Annotated in this window: 15 protein-coding genes; all 15 read right to left on the reverse strand. The window is 34.0% G+C overall.

Annotation, left to right across the window (positions count from 1 at the left end):
• Positions 1-22: 22 nt before the first annotated feature.
• Positions 23-676, reverse strand: coding sequence for a DUF2225 domain-containing protein (locus BVF91_RS08485; RefSeq protein WP_085112990.1), 654 nt, complete (start codon positions 674-676; stop codon positions 23-25).
• Positions 677-773: 97 nt separating this feature from the next.
• Positions 774-1,823, reverse strand: a complete 1,050-nt coding sequence (locus tag BVF91_RS08490; RefSeq protein ID WP_085112991.1) for a YkvI family membrane protein — start codon at positions 1,821-1,823, stop codon at positions 774-776.
• Between the two features lie 156 nt (positions 1,824-1,979).
• On the reverse strand, positions 1,980-2,918 hold the full coding sequence (locus tag BVF91_RS08495; RefSeq protein WP_085112992.1) for a YveK family protein: 939 nt from the start codon (positions 2,916-2,918) through the stop codon (positions 1,980-1,982).
• A 22-nt stretch (positions 2,919-2,940) separates the two neighbouring features.
• Positions 2,941-3,837: a UTP--glucose-1-phosphate uridylyltransferase GalU gene (galU, locus tag BVF91_RS08500; RefSeq protein ID WP_085112993.1), complete on the reverse strand. Its 897-nt coding sequence runs from the start codon at positions 3,835-3,837 to the stop codon at positions 2,941-2,943.
• An 18-nt stretch (positions 3,838-3,855) separates the two neighbouring features.
• Positions 3,856-4,467, reverse strand: a complete 612-nt coding sequence (loaP, locus tag BVF91_RS08505; protein ID WP_240495856.1) for an antiterminator LoaP — start codon at positions 4,465-4,467, stop codon at positions 3,856-3,858.
• A gap of 98 nt (positions 4,468-4,565) precedes the next feature.
• Positions 4,566-5,936 (reverse strand): phosphomannomutase/phosphoglucomutase, encoded by a 1,371-nt coding sequence (locus BVF91_RS08510; protein ID WP_085112994.1) that lies wholly within the window; start codon positions 5,934-5,936, stop codon positions 4,566-4,568.
• Positions 5,937-6,050: 114 nt separating this feature from the next.
• Positions 6,051-7,328 (reverse strand): TIGR02679 family protein, encoded by a 1,278-nt coding sequence (locus tag BVF91_RS08515; protein WP_085112995.1) that lies wholly within the window; start codon positions 7,326-7,328, stop codon positions 6,051-6,053.
• Complete coding sequence (locus tag BVF91_RS08520; protein ID WP_085113035.1) at positions 7,329-11,501, reverse strand: TIGR02680 family protein; 4,173 nt, start codon at positions 11,499-11,501, stop codon at positions 7,329-7,331.
• Positions 11,494-12,630, reverse strand: a complete 1,137-nt coding sequence (locus BVF91_RS08525; protein WP_085112996.1) for a TIGR02678 family protein — start codon at positions 12,628-12,630, stop codon at positions 11,494-11,496. The genes BVF91_RS08520 and BVF91_RS08525 overlap by 8 nt, the downstream gene beginning before the upstream one ends.
• A 17-nt stretch (positions 12,631-12,647) precedes the next feature.
• Positions 12,648-14,132, reverse strand: a complete 1,485-nt coding sequence (locus tag BVF91_RS08530; RefSeq protein WP_085112997.1) for a TIGR02677 family protein — start codon at positions 14,130-14,132, stop codon at positions 12,648-12,650.
• A 12-nt stretch (positions 14,133-14,144) separates the two neighbouring features.
• On the reverse strand, positions 14,145-14,495 hold the full coding sequence (locus tag BVF91_RS08535; RefSeq protein ID WP_085112998.1) for a phenylpyruvate tautomerase MIF-related protein: 351 nt from the start codon (positions 14,493-14,495) through the stop codon (positions 14,145-14,147).
• A 137-nt stretch (positions 14,496-14,632) separates the two neighbouring features.
• The gene (locus tag BVF91_RS08540; RefSeq protein WP_085112999.1) at positions 14,633-17,884 is read right to left on the reverse strand and encodes an FtsX-like permease family protein; all 3,252 of its coding nucleotides are present in this window, start codon (positions 17,882-17,884) and stop codon (positions 14,633-14,635) included.
• The gene (locus BVF91_RS08545) at positions 17,885-18,589 is read right to left on the reverse strand and encodes an ABC transporter ATP-binding protein (protein ID WP_085113000.1); all 705 of its coding nucleotides are present in this window, start codon (positions 18,587-18,589) and stop codon (positions 17,885-17,887) included.
• A 122-nt stretch (positions 18,590-18,711) separates the two neighbouring features.
• Positions 18,712-19,314 carry a TetR/AcrR family transcriptional regulator gene (locus BVF91_RS08550; RefSeq protein WP_085113001.1) on the reverse strand — a complete coding sequence of 201 codons (603 nt, stop codon included), beginning with the start codon at positions 19,312-19,314 and terminating at the stop codon, positions 18,712-18,714.
• 154 nt (positions 19,315-19,468) lie between these two features.
• A complete protein-coding gene (locus BVF91_RS08555; RefSeq protein WP_085113002.1) occupies positions 19,469-20,119 on the reverse strand; it encodes a copper amine oxidase N-terminal domain-containing protein in 651 nt (216 codons plus the stop codon).
• Positions 20,120-20,197: the final 78 nt, after the last annotated feature.

Genomic DNA, 20,197 nt, shown 5'->3' on the forward strand with positions numbered 1-20,197 from the left:
GGTCACATGTAAAAACATGACCTCATATTTTTAGGCTTTGCCATTCATCTCTTGCAAAATCAACTATCATAGAATAATTGCTTCTCAATGGATGATTTATTACCTTGTTAAACCATTTTAGAGCTTCATCTCTATTGCCTAATATCTTGTTTAACTCACCTATCAAATATATAAGCTGTATCTCGCCTTCAAATGAATCATTTCCTTCATATGCTTTCTCATATTTGTCTAATGAAATCTTTAAGAACTTTATTTTATTTGCAGTATCTCCTAATATGTCGTATATCCAACTTATCCTCAAGCATGTCTTAGCAAACATTATATCTTTATCGTTTTTTATCTCTGAACAATATAAAGACAAAAGATACGATTCTAAAGCTTTTTTAGGAGTCCTTTCACCAGAAAACTTTCTTTTCGTCCAATTTGTAGTGATTCTTGAAAGAACCTCCTTTCTACTTTCTTCATTAATATTGTTAAAAGACTCGTTTAATGCAGCATAACCGCAATTGGGACATACAATAGGATCATAAAAAAAAGGCTCTATTCCTTCATATTTTGTATACAGATCCTTTCTGATTTCCACAACTCTTAAATGAGACATTCTAACTTTAGTATAAGTAAATTCTCTGCCACAAACTGGGCATTTTGTCTTTGCATCGTACAAAAAAGAGTTCATGTTTTCACTCCTGTCTATAAAGTCTGCAGCAACACTATTTATCCAATATATATTTCGAAACACAAGCAAAAAACATTAGCAAAATAGCTCATTTACATCATTTTTTCTTAATCAAACCATACGTTATCCCAATCAGCATCACAATTCCAGCATAACCTGCAATCGGATATATATAGTGTACTAATTTTGAAAATCCAAATCCGCTTAATATCAGTCCTACACCACCTGTAATGATTGTACAGACTTTATACAATATGCTTCTGGTATCAGTCAATCTTGCCACAAAACCATAAAGATTTCCAACAGCAGTCGTATAAATTTCTGCAATCAAAATAAAACTGTATATTAGCTTTAGCAACGTTGAAAACTTTCCGGCGATATAAAGCATAGGTATTTGATAATTTGAAACTTTAGGCATGTTCAAAAGAATGGCCACCAAGATCATCGTAGCACCGGCCCACAAGCCTAAACCTCCAAATAAAGCACCTAATTTTAAATCCGATTTATTCGTTGTTTGATTCCCAAGAGGTGCTAATATCGCTACAGACATCAATAAATTATATGAAGCGTAGATAACCCCTGATATAAAAAAATTTTTAACTGCTGCATCAAATGGCATTGATATACGACTTAACACAAAAATATCTGGTGTATAAAAAAGAGCTAATGCACTTATCAAAAATACTCCCAGCAATAAAATCGGCACCACAAAAGAAATAGCAGAAATAACACCTGCTATTCCTGTCAACACTGTCATAACAGATATCACAGCCATCAAAACAGCTCCAAACTGAGATGGTAGCCCAAACTGTTCTTTAAAAATCGCTGCCGTACCTGCCAGCATTGCCGTAAAAGCTCCAAATAAAAAAAATATGATTACATAATCCATTATTTTGCCAAAAAAAGGGCCTCCAACATCCATAATAACCTCATAATGTGAAGAAGCATTAAGCCTATTGCCCAATAATAAAATAAAATACCCATATACGATAAACATAATGGCTGCGGCAAAAAGACCCACGAATCCTTTAACACCGTGGTATCCAAAGAATTGCAGTACTTCCTGTCCAGACGCAAATCCAGCCCCCACCACAGTACCTATATATGTTGCAGCAATTGAAAATACCGACAATCCTTTATTCTTCAAGATTGCGCCTCCTAAACGCTTTTTTAATAATATATATATTCTCCTAAACGATTTTTATTTATAATCACTTTTAATATTATGAAACTCTCTATAAAATCTTTCAATAACAATAAAAATCCCATCTTAACAAAGCGGGATTTTTATTGTTTAACTCTATTATTTTTTTTCAACTTTGGCACTGGTACTTTTCCAATATTCTGCAAAAAATACCACAAACACACTTACCATAAGACCTAATATAAAGGCAATTGCTATATTTAATGATTTCTTCGGCGATACAGGTTTATCAGGAACGATGGCTTTTGATGTAACCATTATGCCTTGCTCACCTAAGTTAGATGCTTTTACAAGTTGAAGCATGTTGTACTTTTCCAGCATTATATCTCTTGTATTCTTTAAAAGATTCAATTTAGTTTGATTTTGTTCATATTCAGTCTTGTTTGCTGGATTTATAATGTTTAATTCATTTGTGGCCGCTTCGATCTTTGAATTTTGAAGATTTATGAGGTTCTCTATCGTGGCTATAAGTTTATCTGTCTGCCTATTGTTTCTTGATACTATGTAAGATTTAAAATTTGCTGCAATAGCATCAGCTATTTTAGCCGCTAATTTGGGATCTTTCTCTTTTACAGTAATTGTTATTAAATTAGTGTTATCAATTGTTTGCACGTCAATTTCATTTTTGAAATTATCAAGCGTGTATCTTTTAGGGTCAAGCTTTAATTGTTTAATCGTGTTTAACAATACTTGTGGATTCGTGACCTCTTCTTTATATGTATTTACTGTCATATCTTGATACTTTAAAATAGAAGATAATAAATACGACAAATCTTTATCCGCCGTATCGCTTTGTATCATTGACCCATCACTGCTATTTTGATTAGGCAAAACAACTGTTGTATTTGAACCAAAAAATCCTGTCTGTGGCGTTATATCTGACACACTTAAAGTCGTAGTTGCTTCATAAGTTGGTTTTATCACAAAAAAGCTCAATAAACCAGCTATCAATACAGATACAATAGTTATCAAAGCGATAGTCTTTCGCCATTTCCATATAATCTCCAATAATTCTCTCAAAGAAATTTCTTCTTCCATCTTATTCCTCCTATATTGTTATTTATTTTTCACTGTGTGTAGCTACCTCTTCGGCAATAGCTGCAATTTCTTTCAAGTATTTTCTAAATTCATCTTTCAAATCATCTCTCTTTAAGGCGTACTCTACCGTCGCTTTCAAGTACCCCATCTTATCTCCCACATCATACCTCTTACCTTCAAAATTATATGCATATATGGCTTCATACTCCAATAACACTTTAAGCGCATCAGTAAGCTGTATCTCTCCACCTGCTCCAGGCTTTACATCTTTCAATATTTCAAATATCCTTGGCGATATTATGTACCTTCCTAATATCGCCATGTTTGATGGCGCTTCATCTATTCTTGGCTTCTCTATAAGGTTGTTTACTCTATACAGCCTATCGTCAATCATATTGGCATCTACTATGCCGTATTTGTCTACTTCACTCTTTGGCACTTCTTGTACGCCTATTATAGAGCAGTTGTACCTTTCGTATTGTTCTATCATCTGTTTTAATACGGGTACTTCTGCATCAACTATGTCATCACCTAATAAAACTGCAAATGGCTCATCTCCTACAAATGCTCTGGCACAGTAAATAGCATGGCCTAATCCCTTTGGCTCTTTCTGCCTTATATAATGTATGTCAACCATATTTGTTATGTCTTCAACGAGGCTTAAAAGATTTTCTTTGCCTTTCTTCTTAAGCTCCAATTCCAATTCTATCGATTTGTCAAAATGGTCTTCTATCGCTCTTTTGTTTCTTCCTGTTATTATGAGTATATCCTCTATGCCTGAGTTTACAGCTTCTTCAACTATATACTGAATCGTAGGCTTGTCTACTATTGGCAGCATTTCCTTTGGCTGTGCTTTTGTTGCAGGCAAAAACCTTGTCCCAAGTCCTGCCGCAGGTATTATAGCTTTTCTTATTTTCATGCGTATTCCTCCATCACATCACGAAACTTCTGATAGCTTATCTTCGTTTTTATCTAAATTTTCCACAATTCGGATGCCTAAATCAACCAGGTTGACATTTCCAGATACATTTAGCCTAACTTTTACCCTTCCTTTCCGTTTGTCGATTTTTTCGATAAGACCTTCAAACCCTTTAAGCGGTCCATCGATGATTTTTACCTTTCCGCCTACTTTTATGCCTGTCGAAAATCCGACTATATCGGAGTCTCCTATAAGTGCCAGTATGATATTTATTTCTTCTTCTCTTACCTCAGCAGGCTCAATCCCATCTTTTAAAAATTTTAAAAAGCGAGGTAATCTTTTAATATCATTGTAAAGTTCGTGGCTCATGCACGTCTTTATAAATACGTAACCTGGAAATAAAAACTTTATTTTCTCTACACGGTTCTTGCCTTTTCTTTCAATTATTGCCCTTTTAGGTATCAACACTCTAATAGATTTTCTTTTCAATTTACAAAATAGCAATTCAATCAACCTTTTTACTTTCAGTTCATCTCCCGTTCTAGTATATATAACATACCATTTTTCATCATCTTCCACATATGCTGCCTCCTTTTGATGTGTTTTTAAGATGTATTCGACATGAGACATTAAAAATCCTTCTTTAGTGACCGTTTACAACAAAAAAATCATAAAATTTTTCCAACACAAAAGGGACGTGATATTTTTCACAGTCCCTTCGTACATTTCTATTTAAGCTCAACACCGTATTCTTTTAGCACACCTGCAAGCTCATCTTTTATCTCTTCAAGCCTTTTCTCAGTATCAGCTTCACACCTTACAATCAATTCAGGGCCTGTATTAGATGCTCTAACAAGCCCCCATCCGCCATTAAACATGACTCTTGCGCCGTCAATGTCTATTAAATCGTACCCTTTTTCTCTAAAATGTTCCGTCACACCCTTTACAACGTCAAATTTCTTATCATCATCGCAGTGCAATCTCAATTCAGGCGTTGACGGATATTTTGGCACATCAGAAAGAAGCTCTGACAATGTCTTATCCGTATTAGAAAGTATTCTTAAAAGCCTTGCTGCAGCATACGCCGCGTCATCATAGCCATAATACTCATCAGCAAAGAACATGTGGCCTGACATCTCACCTGTAAAAACAGCATTGATTTCTTTCATCTTTGCCTTTATAAGGCTGTGACCAGTTTTATAAAAGATCGGATTTCCACCAAGTTTCTTTATCTCTTCAGGCAATGCCTTTGAACATTTAACTTCAACAATAGCATCTGCGCCAGGGTGCTTTTTCATTATTTCTCTCCAGTAAAGCACCATCAGCATATCGCCCCATATTATATTGCCTTTTTCGTCAACGACGCCAATTCTATCTCCGTCACCGTCAAAAGCTATGCCAACGTCTGCGCCAAGTCTTTTAACCTCACTTATCAAGTCTTTCAGATTGTCTGCGTTCACTGGATCAGGAAAATGGTTTGGAAATGTTGGATCTGATTCGCAGTACAGTGGGTATACTTCGCACCCCAGCCCGTATATAATATCAGGATATATGTTTGAACATGTACCGTTTCCACAGTCTACAACAACTTTAAGCTTTTTATCGCCAAGTTTTACCTTATCCTGAATCATCTTTATGTAGCTTTGTATTGGATATGCGTATTTCAAAGAACCTATCCCCGTCTTGAAATCGCCTTTTTCCGCAATATGATAGAGCTTCTTAAGCTCATCACCATATATAGTTGATGGTCCAAATGCAACTTTAAATCCGTTAAACTGCGGTGGATTGTGGCTTGCCGTTATCATAAGCCCTGCATCGTAATTGTATAGTATTCGGGAATAGTAAAAAGCAGGCGTCGACAGAACACCGATATCCAACACATTGCAACCTGTAGATGTAAGTCCATTTACTACTGCATTTCTTATAGGCTTTGATGATATCCTGTTGTCTCTGCCTACAATTACATCTTTTATGCCTTTTTCATTTTGAATATATGTACCGAAGGCTTTACCAATAAGCTCTGCTGTTTCTTCGGTAAGGTCATCATTCCATACACCGCGTATATCGTACATCCTGAACATATTTTGATTTAGAGCCATAAAACTCCCTCCTTTAAAATTAGCGTTTCATAATATATTATATACTAAAATATTACATTCACAAGCCGCATCAATAAAATTCTGTCAAATTAACAATTGCGTTTTAAATATTTCTTATATTATTGACAATACATCTTTAATGATATCATCGAGAATAAGCTCTTGATAACCAGTTTTTTTCAATATCTTCATCTTGTCAGTCAAAGGCTTTAATTGAGCCGTATCGATTTTATCTAGCATTTTAAGCCTTGATTCCGTCAATGTCTTATCTGACAAGGCTTTTATGTAGTCCTCAACATCATACCTCCAAAAATGAAATCTGTCAGGATATCTTTTAAAAAGTCTTTGGGCTATTTGTATACCTTCAGGGTCAAAATCACCTGAATAATATATGTCTGTGCCATTTTTATACAGCATATCTAAGAGGACAAGCAGAGATAATCTGGGCTGGCCATATGCACATACAAGCGGAACAGGCTTCTTAATAAAATCGCATACGGACAAAAAAACACCTGGATTTTCTAATACAAATACCTTTTTTGATGGGCTCTCGACCATATCCAGCGCGCTCAAATTGTAAAGCGGTACTTGCAAAACTTCATTGCACTCATACGCAGCTTTAAACACCTTGTCACTCTTACCTTTGCTATATGCCAAAAGTCCTTTAAGCGTCACGAAATTCGATATCTCGTCAATCACTATGCCAGTCCTATATAAAAGCTCAGCAATCTCTTCCGAATTTTTTATATCATTGACTCCGAAAATCGTAGCCAGTGCATTTATGAACATTTTACCGCAGTCAGTATTTACATCGAATCTATGTGGATCTCTAGTGATGTACGATGAAAATACTGGTAACCTTAATTTCTTTCCTTCATAAACTGGAAGTTTATTCAGTGCATCACATACGTATTTTATATCTCTTTTAAGCAACATACGATCACTGTCATATCTTTGGTTTATCGTTCTTACTCCTACAGCTTTATTTTCATAAACAGATTTCAACCATTGCCAACAATTAGTCCCTTCATACTCGGATAAAAACCTGTTAAAGAACTTTTCTTTTTCATTTTCATACTGATACATGTCCTCTTTTTTACTGGTTAACTTTTCATCAAAATACGATTCTAATATATCAATCAAACTGTATTTTTCAAATCTCGTATTTAAAAATGTCTCTGCAAATTTATTGACATCAATACTTATCGATTTTCGTTTGCTAAAGTCCTTCTTAAAATGGTTAGACAATACTACTTTCTCAGAATTTGTCAAATCATCAAGTTTGATTACACCACCTATCCTTCCTATGCTTTTATATTTATCCCTAATAGCTTTAAATATCCTTTCATACCCTTTGTTTTTTCTAAAAAATGCTATATCATCGGCTTTCATCTACTCACCTACTCTTGTAAATGCAACCTCATTGTATGAAAAATCATCTGCCGCTTTAACACTTTTTTTAATTCCAGTAACTAAATGCCTAACCTTTCCATCCCATTTATATCTTACCAACGATACATAACTTGCATTTTTAGGTCTTATAAGCTCATATATAGATAGCTCTGGCACTGTATCGTAATCGCCCCACAGTACTTGAGAGTTCATGATGAAATTCAATCCCAAGTCTTCTATAAGCTTAAACATATCTCTTATATTGTTATCATCCACCCCTGCAAAAGCTTCATCAAGTGATATAATCTTTGGAGCTTGTGATGACGCTGATTGATACATGGAGTACACGGCTGAGAAAAGAGGTATATACATAGCCATGGCTTTCTCTCCACCGCTGAACTTGTAAAAGGCATTGTTTGTAAGTTCTTTGCGATTTTCCCCTTCTTTTTTGAAATATAACTTAAACTCAAACCAATCTCTATAGTCGAGAATACTTTTCATAATCTGGTGGAATGTATCAGTGCTGCTGTTTTCTTCATATATTTTCTTTGCACTTTCAACCTTTGATCTAAAATGATTTACTACTAAATTAAAATCTTCTTCTTTCATCATATCTGCGTCAAGCTTTAAAAGCTCCACAAGCTCCCTTGTATTAAGTTCTTGCTCGTTTGTAGCAGCTTTTGGCTTCCATTCCAATTGAAACTTAAGACCGCTTGAAGTATCTCGCTGTGACATTAACTCATTCATCTTTTTTACCCATTCTTCTGCCTTAAAGATTCTGCTTCTTATTTTGCGCCCTACATTGTGCATGATTATGTCCTCAAAAAGCTGCCTATCTTTTTCTTTCATAAGGTTTTCGTTTATCTTTATATCTTCATCTATCATGTTATAAAGTCCATAAAGGGATATCTTTTTGTCATTTACTTTCGCTGTTATTTGATATCTTCTTAAATCTTTATATATTTCTTGATAATCATTAATATCCAAATCACTTTGTCCATTTTCAACCACATCTAACGAAAGCCCAAATTCCACAAGCTCATTTATACAGACATAAAACGCATTTCTAATCTTTTCTGTGACACTATCTTTATCAAACTTTGCAAACATTTCTTTGTACTGTGATTGAATAGTCTTAGCTGCTTTATAAACGTCGTCTATATCTTTAATCTCATCAACGAATCCAAATATTATCTCATCTTTTAACCCTTTATGGTATATGTTCAAAATGTCATGGTTTTTCCTTATTTCCTCTCTCAATCTTTCATACTCTTTTTCTTGTAGGACTACTCTCTCTTTAAGCGCAGCAGTTTTAGCAGTTAAATCATTTATTTCCTTTGGTATATCTTCAATCCTTTTTATGCACTGTGAAAGCTCCTTTTGAAGGTCCTCTATACCAAGTTTTTCAATGGTTTCTTTTAATACATTGATCTTTTCTATGCTGTTTTTTATCTTCGTATCTAATACATCAATCTCAAAATTGTAATTATCAATGTCATACTCGATATCTTGTTTCTGCATTTTTCTAGTCTCTACACTTCTTAAGACAGTAATATAGCTATTGTAGTTTATCTGTAATTTCTGCAGGAGATTTTTGTACTCATCTAATTGTTCTAAAGCACTTTCGTAAGATTTGGCGTCTGCATGAATGCCAATTCCCGACGTCAACTTTCTAACAATTGCTTTCTTTTCTTGAAGCACATCAAAAAGCTTCTTAGCAGCAATTATTGCGTCGTTTAATCTATTTTCAGTAAACTTTTGATTAGATTGGGCTTCTTTCAATTCCTTTAACGCTTCTTCCAAATCATCTTTTCCTGGGAAATTTTTATATTCTACGTCTAAATCACTTAGCTGAGATTTTATTAACAATTGTCTATCATTTAATTCTCTTATCTCATCTTTTATGATGCTTATTTCCTTAGCTATGGATGATATCATCTCATCTTTAAAACGCCGTCTCGACTCAAAACCTATATACCTTGACTTTACATTCCCTGCAGCTTTTCCCTTTAAAACTCCTATTCCATACGTGCCATCATCATTTATATATGTTGCATCCTCTTCCTCATAGATAAATACATTGCTTAAAGCATCTGAAATTTCGTCTAATCCGACACCGCTATTTGAATCGACAACATTAAAATACTGCAATACATTAAGCTTCATGTTAAAAGTCCCCGGAACGATATACTTATCTGCCATGTCCTTATCCATTTTCATTGCTCTGTCTAAATCGCTTCTTGACACAATAAGTGCATCCAAGATTCCCATGTCTATAAGAGCTGATTCAATATTTCCCTTTGTATCATCATCAATATCATTTTTAAAATCAATCGCTTTATAAAGTGGTACATATGCAATTCCCGCTTTATCCAGTCTTTTTCTGTTTTCTAAAACTTGTTCACTGCGCTCTGGCTCAGGATCCTCCGTCTCTTTCCATTTTCTTAATTCCTCTTCTTTTTCATCCAGCTTAGAATTTTTTAAGTCTAATTCATTTTTAACTTTAATCAAGTCCATCTGAAACTTCTCTCTGATATCCTCGTATGGCTTCCTTACAAATGAAATAAGATCTTCATAAGTACTTGTTTTCCCGTATGATAGCACTATTCTGGAAAGTTCTTCGATTTTTTCTCTATTGAGCTTCAAAAATTTATTCGTATCTGACCAATCGTAAATTTTATCAATAAACCTGTTTTTTTCTTCATCAAACAAAATCTCAATTTCATTGATTTTTCGCTTTAAATGCTCATTTGCCTTTCTCAATCTATCTTCTTCTAACAATGCTTCATTGTATTTTTTGTTTGCATCTGCCTCCTCATTGATAGCATCTAATGCCTTTCTCACTTTTCCTGTATACTCTTTTAGTGAATTGTTCCAAAAGTCAAAGTCAAAATCTTTACCATAAGACTTTTTTAATTCTTCTTCTGAAAAGCTGTGCTCATCAAAATTGACTTCTTCAGATATAGAAGCCATATCTAAAAGATTTTCTCTTATTCTTTCATCAATACTATATTCTCTACCGTAAAGCTCCTTTAGTTCTTCTTCTATTTGGAAATATCTCTCTTGTTTCTTTTTAAGCTGAACCTCTTTTAAATCCTTGTCTTTTCTATATTGTTTCAAAATATTTTCTTCTTCAACAAGCTCTCTTTGTGTATTAAAAGCATCGTTTTTTCTTAGTTGAATTTCTTTATTTTTCAAAGCTTGGAGCTCGCTTTCAAGTTCTGATATCCTATTTTCACCATAGAAAACATCTTGATTATTTTTTTCAATACTTTGCAACAATTCATCGCTTTGTTTTTGCACTTTGGAAAGCTCATTTTTCTGCGTCAGAAGCTTTTCTGCTTTGTAATAAAGCATAAATCTATTGTACCTATCGTATTCATTTTTAAGCTTCTTTAAAGATTTCATGTTTTTATTCAGCGAATCCAAATGCAGCTTTATTTGATCCATGTTTTCTATCGTTTCAGACATAGGTCTTAAATCATCATCTGTCAAAGTTGAAAGAGACGCATTCAATATGTCGTAAATACGGCTTGGCCTTAAATCATTGGAAAGCTTTGGACTCCTAAGCTGTATTAAAAGCTTTATAAGTTCATCATAGTCATCAATGCTTGAAAAGCCAAATATATTTTTATTTACTAATTCCATGTATTCTCTTTGTGTGTCAACTACTTCTCCGCCACTTCCAATGCAATTTTTAAGCTCTTTTTTGGATAGAGGTATTTTGACTCTTTTCCCATCCATTCCTGTCTCTAACTTGTAAAGCAATATGTCAATGCCTATACGCCGTCCATCTTTAATGATAAATCCCCAAAAATCCATACTTTGATGTCTTTTTGCTTTAAGGCCTATGCCTATAGAGATATAATTATCTTTATTTTCCCTCTTAAATTCCATATAAAGATAGCCAGTTCTCTCGTCAATTCCATTTACATCTTCTTCACCTAAAAGATAATCCTCAAGCCTTCTGGCTCTTGAGCCAAATGAATCCAGTCTTTCAGGGCTTTTATTGCCATCTAAAAGAAGAGGTATGAAGCTCTGCATAGTTACAGATTTTCCTGAACCATTGGAACCTCTTAGAAGAAGCCTCCCTCCAGAAAATTCAAACACTTCATCATCATAGTACCAAAAATTAAGAAGACCAGCTCTGCTAATTACCCATCTATCATTCATTTTGAATTGCTCCTTTAAAATCATTTCGATATTCACCAATAAACTTTCCTAAGATCGGCATCAAAGTATATGAGTGGGTATCATCATTGTATATTACCATTTTCCAACTTTTCATAAACTCTGTAATTTCATCAAATAATTTTTCATCACTCATATCAGTGTAAATCTTGCTCCATCCGCTTTTAAACCTACTCTTTACATCTGATACGATGCTCATAAATTGTCCCTCTGTAATTTCAATACAATCATCTATTCCTACATTTAAACTGCCAGAATCTATCATATCTCTTAAGACATAGGCTATTTGAAGCACTATGTCAGATATATTTTTATTGTCTGGAAAGTAAGATGAAGCATATTTATTCTCATCAAAAATTATGTATGCAGACGTTTTGTGAATGTGCAATTTTGCATCGAGATAATCGTCAAAATCTTTTTCTAATGTATTTCTGTAGTTTTTTATATAGATAAAATCTTGATCGTCGGTTCCCTCATAGTAGACGGCTGGAGATAGAAGCAGTTTTCTGTAAACTCTATGTCTTCTCTCAAGGACTTTGTTGTCCTCATATCTGTCGTCTTTCATAAAATCTTCCAACATCATCTCTTCATTTATTTCGCTGTTCATAATTCTCATAAAGTACCTTGAAAGCCCCGTATTTTCATATAAAACCTCTACATCACGACTATCGGCAAATCTTTCATGCTCTCCATCATCCACTTTTATCATTTTCAGCTTTTCTGCAAAATTGAGTACCCTCACGAGGGCTTTTCTATGCTTAAATAAGGTCCAGTCAACGCTCTCAATGCCTTCGTACTGCATCTCGATATACTCCGTTATATTTGAAAGTATAAATTGATCACCTATGCCCATGTCCTCTAAAAATGCAAGGAGAAGACATAGAAACGCATAATCCATCGGGCTCTGAAATTCTTCAATTCCCATCCACTCCTCAGCATCACCAGGTATTTTCTCCAACTTTATAATAATCGGATTCACAATAAGACGATATCCTAACTTATCCTCTACAAATGATCTTAATTTCTTTTCATTGTCACGTATTCTATTAAACATTTCTGTATCTTCTTTTGTAACCCAAAAGTTTTCTAAAAGGACTTTAAGTTCTTCCAACTAAAAACACCACCGTATCAATTTAAAAACTCAATCGTTACATCAGGCATTTCAAGAATCCCATCTGTACATTTTAGAACTATCGTCTTGTTCCTTGAAATGCTGACTTTGTATGTCCTTCCATCTTCTGACTTTGCTATATTTTTAGGTTGACTTAAGGATTTGCTTATCCAATTTAAAAGGGTTGTCCTTATAAAAGGCTTAATTATTGGTAACTCTTTTAAAACTATCTTTCCGTCAATAATATACTTTGATATTTCCTCAATCTCACTGTGTCTTTCTTCAAGGTACTGCTTTAAGCACATCTCTTTTTCTTCTGCCCTATCTATTATAGCATTTGTCTTTGTGGATTGTGTATAGCTTCTGGTCTTAGGCCTTATAGAGAATTTACACGGCACGTCATCCCATACGCTTTCATTTATGCTTTCAGTCCCTTTGTCAAAATCGCCGTACAAATGTCTCGTGTGAAAAACTCCAAAAACAACTGATGAAAGCTTATGTGCATAAGTTATATCATCAGTGTTTGCAAATATCTTAGAAAGCTTTATATACTCACTTTTCCTGCTGGCAGTCTTTAACCTGTTTTCAGAGATTCTGGCCGCATACATCGTGATCTTTCTTATTATCTCATTTGATATTTCAAGAAGCCTGTACGCTTCACTATCTTCATCGCCATTTCCTCTAAACCAAAATACTATGTTGTCCCACTTGCTCAATATATTTTCTTTAATGTCGTTTATATCAAAATCTTTATCCAACCTCGGTATGTTCTCCTCATAAATAAGCAATTTTTCTACAATACCATCTAACGGCTTTTTATCAATCTTATTTAAAAGCGATAAAATAGCCTGAGAAAACCTCTGCAAATCCTTTATATATCCTCTTAAATACTCAGTAAGCTTGTCTTTGTATATCAAGAAAGCATCTGTCTTCATAAGTTCATCTGCATTTGAACTTTGCAAGCTGGCAATGTAGTCTATGGCGTTATGATAAATATTTTCAAAATCTGAAGTAAAATCTTTCCACCATCTGTATACAACTTCTAAGTCATCGCTTTTAGATATATCATCAATTTTCTTTAAGTTTTCATACAATCTTTGGAATAAAGATGGCTCTAAAGAACCACCATAGCCTTTTATTTTTTCTAGATTAATTGTCATCCTTTCTATTTCTATCGAATACTCGCTAAGCATGTATCTAAATTTTTTATTTTTAAATTCTTCTGCAGATTGAGCTCTTCCAGTATCCTGCTCAGCTATCAAGTTTTTCCACTCAGTCAGCGACTTTAAATCCTGCTCACACTTATCCAATGTATAGTCGTAGAACAAATCAAAACCTTTTACATAATTATACACATCCTCTTTAGTTAGCCAGTATCTAAGCCGCTCATAATTTTGGTAAAAATATCGCATGATGAGGCGATACCTTGATGCATTATCAGCAGTAAGGTATCTTGCCTCATCAATAGGTTTTATGACATTAAAATTTATTTTATCAGACATAATTTTTCACCTTTAAAATGTACTGCCATTGTATCCCCAATTTTCACCGGCAAATTCTTGAATAACTATGTACACATTGTCCTTAGGATATTTTAAATTACTTTCAAAAATATTGCAGATTCTGGCTGAAATCTTCTCCTTTTGTTCTCTTGTAAGCTTTCCTATTAACTGTATCTCAACGATTGCCCCCTTATCTAAAGGTTCTCCGTGAAAGTATATGTCGTCACCTTCTGCAAATCTCACCATAAGCCAATTTTCGCTTTTACCGGCTACATCCATCATCATAGATGCAAACTCTGTCTTTAAAGTATTTTTCAAGTTGTCACTTAATTTTTCCTTTGTTATTGAATTAATTATAGGCATGCAGATACACTCCTTTACATATAGAAATTTAATAACTTATTAACAATTATAAATTAATGTGCAGAATTCATCAATAAAAATAGAAAATATTGTGCTATCATTGAAATCTTCATCAAATGATAGCACAATACCATTTATTAATCAATCTCTGGACTTTTTAATGACTGCACCATATCGACTTTCTTAAGCTGGAAGTGCACTACGACGCTTACGAGAATAGAAAATCCCATTGTGATAAGTGCAGAATACAAAAAGCTCATCGATTCAATATTTCTTCCAAACATCAATATGTCGACTTCTACGGTTGACATGAGATACCTGTGTAGAAAGACGCCCATCACAAACCCTAATAAAATTCCTATGATTGTCAAGATAAAATTCTCTCTCATGACGTACAGAGAAACTTCTTCATCGTAAAATCCCAAAACTTTCATCGTGGCAAGCTCTCTTATCCTTTCGGTTATATTGATATTTGTCAGATTGTAAAGAACCACAAAAGCAAGCGTACCTGCAGATACAATCAAGACTAATACCACCGACAGCAAATTGTTTACGACGTCCTGAAACGTCTTTTTAACAGATGAAATAAAATTGACCGTCATTACAGCTTTTGACTTCAATATCTTTTGAGATATTTCATCTTCTTTTGTACTTGAACTATCATTGATCTTCGCCAGTATCTCGTTTGATGTCATCTTCTTGTTAAACACTTTCTCATACAAAGATGAGCTCATATAAACGTAATGTTGTAAATAATTCTCTGCTATGCCATCAATTTTAACTTTCACTTTTCCTCCACTGCCTGTATCCAAGTACATATAGTCGCCATTTCTTACTTTAAGCATATTAGAAAGTTTTTCCGTTATTACAACTCCATCATCTTTTAGAGGTATCTCTGCACCTGTATTTCTATTTCTCAAGACTATAAAATCTCTAAACTTGTTTTTATCTCCTGTGACGACGAGAAATGCAGTCTTTTTCACATTTCCTTTTATAGCATCAATGCTGGATTGATTAAGCATAATGCTTTCTTTTATATTTTTGTCATTATTTATAGCATTTGTAAGCTCATTTAGATCTTCTTTAGAAGCGTCACTTTTAAAGGTCGTTATCATCTGATATTTGAAGATTTCATTGAACTGCTTAGAAACAATGATATTTATTGAGTCTCTTATTCCAAATCCAGTAAGTAGCAGTGCAGTGCATCCACCTATTCCTATTACAGTCATTAAAAATCTTCTTTTGTATCTAAATATGTTTCTGGCAGTCACTTTCTGCATAAAATCCAGTCGAGACCAAATAAATCTCATGTTTTCCAGTAGAACCCTTTTACCTGCTATAGGCGCTTTAAGTCTCATTAGCGATGCAGGGACTTCTCTCAGATCATTAAAACACACAAGCGCTGCAACAGCCGTAGTGGAAACAAGTGCAGCAAAAATCCCCACAAAAGCATAATATGAATTAAATTCTGTAATCACAGGTGGCAGTGTATACATCATCCCGTACGCATTGAAAATTATCCTCGGCAATATGTTGAAACCCAAAAGCAAACCAGCAAATCCGCCTAATATTGTGGCAACAGATGAATAAATGACAAATTTGAGCATTATGGAAAGTCTGCCATAACCTAAAGCTTTTAAAATTCCCATCTGGGTCCTCTGTTCTTCCACCATCCTGGTCATAGAAGTTAAACTTACTAAAGCCGCAACCAAGAAAAAGATGGTCGGAAATACATTGCCTAATGCTTTTATCCTGTCTGCTTCGTCCCCGTACTCCACATAACCTATGTTAGATTTTCTATCTAATATATACCATGTAGGCTTTTTTAAATCTTTAAGTTTCTCTTCCGAGGATGCAATTTTGGCTTTTGCTTCACTTATCTCTTTATCGAATTCTGCTTTATTAGCCTCATATTTCTTATAATTATCATTAAGCTTTAAGAAGGCATCATTTAGCTGTTTTGCTGCATTATCTATTTGCATTTGACCTTGAATCTTGGCTTTGCTTAAAGCCAATTCCTGTTCTTTTATGTTTTCCTGTGAAGCAGCTAATTGTGCTTTGGCACTTTCAAGCTGCGATCTCTTTTCACTTAATTGCGCCATATTCTCATCTAATGCTTTTTTGCTGGCATTAAGTTCATCTATTTGTTTTGATACACTTGCGATTTGTGCATTTAATTCATCTACCTTTGGTTTTAGCTGATCTTTCAAAGATGGGTTATTGCTTATCTCAAAATTCAATTGATTTAGGGAACTATTAAGTTCGTCGTACGTCGAACTTAATTTTTTCATGTTTTCATCGTAATTTAATTCTTTTTCTTTTGCCTGTATCTCAGCTTCTGCATTGTTTAATTCTATCTCATTTTGTGATATATTGGCTTGAGAATTAGCAATCTGATTTTTCCCATCGTCAATTTTTTTCTGGTTTAAAGCCATTTGCTCATTAAAACTGGCTTGTTTTTTGTTTAACTGGATTTGAGAATTTTGAAGTGTAATTTTTGTCTCATCAAGCTTTGCTTTGGCATCAGCCAATTCTTTATTGTATTTAGCTTCTTTGTCTTCAAGCTCTTTCTTAGCATCATCGATTTCCTTTTGTGCTTTACTTCTAATTTCTTCATATCTAACTTCGCTTCGGATTTTACTCAATTTTATTAAATCATCTTTTACAGGTTGAATGAAATTGTAGTATTCATCTGAAAATGTGGAAAATTTTTTTGCACCATCTACCAGCACATCTATTTCAGTGTAGGCATCCATTGAAAAATCAGAATTAGGTACCATCATAAAAGCCTGTATCTGGCCATTTCCCACATTGCTGGAACCTCTATCTCTTGATATATAATAAGGCGTTTCGACTACACCTACTATCTTGAATTTTTTGTTTTTTATATTGTCTTGATTTTGAGAATCCAAATTTATAGTTACAGTATCGCCTATTGAAAATCCTAAATCTTTAAGGAATTTTGTCTCCACCACACACTCAGAATTGTTTTCAGGAAACCTGCCTTCTAAAAGTTTAGGTTTATTTACATAATTTTTATCATTCTTAATTTTAACTGGATCTACACTTATGACTTTTACTACAAACCCCTTATTATTTTTATCAACAACAGCATCAACTGTGTAAAATGGGTATGCCGATAGTACACCTTTTACAGATTTGATGCTATTCAAATCATCACTTGTAAGACCCATTGTAGATAAAATTTGTACATCAAACAAATTATAATCAGCAGCGTATTTTGAGGCAGTAAGCTTCATGTCTTGGCTGGCAGCTTTTATTCCACCAAAAACACCTACTCCCATCAACACGATGAAAAACAATGATAAAAATCTTTTTCTCGTATTAGATATTTCTCTAAATATGTCTTTCATCAAAGATTTTCCCATTTACCATTCTATCCTTTCTATAGGCACTGGAGAATCATTAATAGACATCTTATCTATGCTGCCATTTCTAAGGCTTATAACTTTATCCGCCATTGGTGCAATCGCTTTATTGTGGGTTATTATTATGATGGTCATTCCTAATCTCCTGCATGTATCGTGTAATAGCTTTAAAATTGCCCTGCCAGTCTTATAGTCTAATGCCCCTGTTGGTTCATCACATAATAACAATTTAGGGTTTTTAGCCAATGCTCTGGCTATAGCCACCCTTTGCTGCTCACCACCTGATAATTGGGAAGGAAAATTATTTAACCTTTCAGAAAGTCCTACATCTCTAAGCACTTCTACAGGATCCATTGGATTATCGCAGATGTCCGTTGCCAGTTCTACATTCTCTAAAGCAGTAAGATTGGGGACCAGATTGTAAAATTGAAACACAAACCCAATATCTTTTCTGCGGTAAGTCGTCAATTGTCGCTGATTGTACTTGCTTATGTCATTTCCATCTACAATTATTTCACCCTCATCACAAGTATCCATTCCACCAAGCATATTAAGAACTGTCGTCTTACCTGCCCCACTCTCACCTACTATAACTGTAAATTCCCCTTTATCTATATTGAAACTTACTCCAGATACAGCAGTAATGGTTATTTCTCCCATCCTATACCTTTTTACAAGGTTTTTAACTTCTACAAAGTTTCCCATTAACATCTACTCCCATTTATATGATTAAACAACTGTTTAAAATACTTGTTTTAAGTTTAGCACAATAAGACTATTTAATCAATATTCTATGTCTAAAAAGCAAAAAAATGACAATAGAACATTTACCTTAAAATACTTTCTATTAAAAGCACTAAGTACTGTCTTAATTCTTCAGAATCGCTTATATTTAAAATGCTTTTTTCATCACCATAAATACTCACTACAACGTGATTTATGACAGTACCCAAAATTCCTGAAAAAAGCTGCAGATATTTGAAATTTAAAACTCTACTGTCTTCTATTTTTGTTATGTCTTTAATAATATTTTCAACTATCTTTTGTACTTCATCATTAAAATATATCTTTTTAATTATTACTGGATTGTAACTTTTATCATCATGTGTCAGTTTAACAATTATGGAAATCAATGCCGGATATTTGTACATGTACTCTATTAAATTTAGTGCCCACTTAAAAATCCTATTTTGAGGTGTCAAAGTTGTATCCAATAAAATATCATAACCTGATTTTAAAAGTTTCTCTGCGTAGTAGTTCTCTACTTCTTTTAGCAGGTTATTTTTATTGCCGAAGTAGTAATTTATGGACGCGACATTAACACCAGCTTTTTCAGTAATCTCTCTGATTGTCGCCTCTCCTTTCATGCCAACTATGTCAATCGTCGCATTTAAAATCTTTTCTTTTGTTTCCAATTGTTCCCCATTCATCAGTATCCACTCTCTCTCTAAAATCTAAAAATATAGTATCATAATGTAAAACTGTGTTCAATAATTTATATAGTTCCAAAAATTACTTCAAAATAAAGTAAAAGTTGTAAATCCATTTTTGTAATATGGACTTACAACCTTTTTCGTATGACGATTAATCCTGTTCACCATATACACTATTTGTCACCGTATCATCAGAACCATAGACATCTTGCGATACAGTGTCATTTGTCTGTCCATAAACGCTTTGCGATACTGTACTACCTTGTTGATTTCCATCTTCTATATCGACATCGCCTGTTTTATCGTCATAATTGATATTTACTCCAAGTGTTTCTGCTATAAACCTTATGGGCACAAAAGTCCTATTGCTTATTTCCATTGCTGGCATGCTTAAAGTCACTTCGCTGCCGTTGACATACACTTTTGATCCATTTAAGTCAAATACAATTGTCGTACCACCTTTTGTTATAGTAACAGTATTTGTTGCAGCATCCCAATTTACATTTGCTCCTAAGCTTTCAACAACAGCTCTGACTGGAATAAGCATGGTACCGCTTTTGATTACAGGAGGAACATCAAACTTGATTTCTCTACCTTTTGCTCTGACTTTTCCATGATAAAACGTGTAATTTACTTCTTTACTTTTACCAAAAGATACTTCTTCTCTACTTTCACTTTTTACAGTTATTGCACTTTCCTGTCTTAAAGCATTTCTGTGATTTTCCCTCGGTTTTGCCGCAACAAGCGATACAGAACCTATAACAATCGCCGCTGAAAGTGCAAATGCCACTATCTTTTTCACACTATCACCTCCTCTTAATTTAATATTCGGTTAAAAAATTTTTTTCTTAAGCCGTAAAAAATCATCCACCATGTCGTC

It is taken from the genome of Thermoanaerobacterium sp. PSU-2 (assembly GCF_002102475.1).
Lineage (GTDB): Bacteria > Bacillota > Thermoanaerobacteria > Thermoanaerobacterales > Thermoanaerobacteraceae > Thermoanaerobacterium.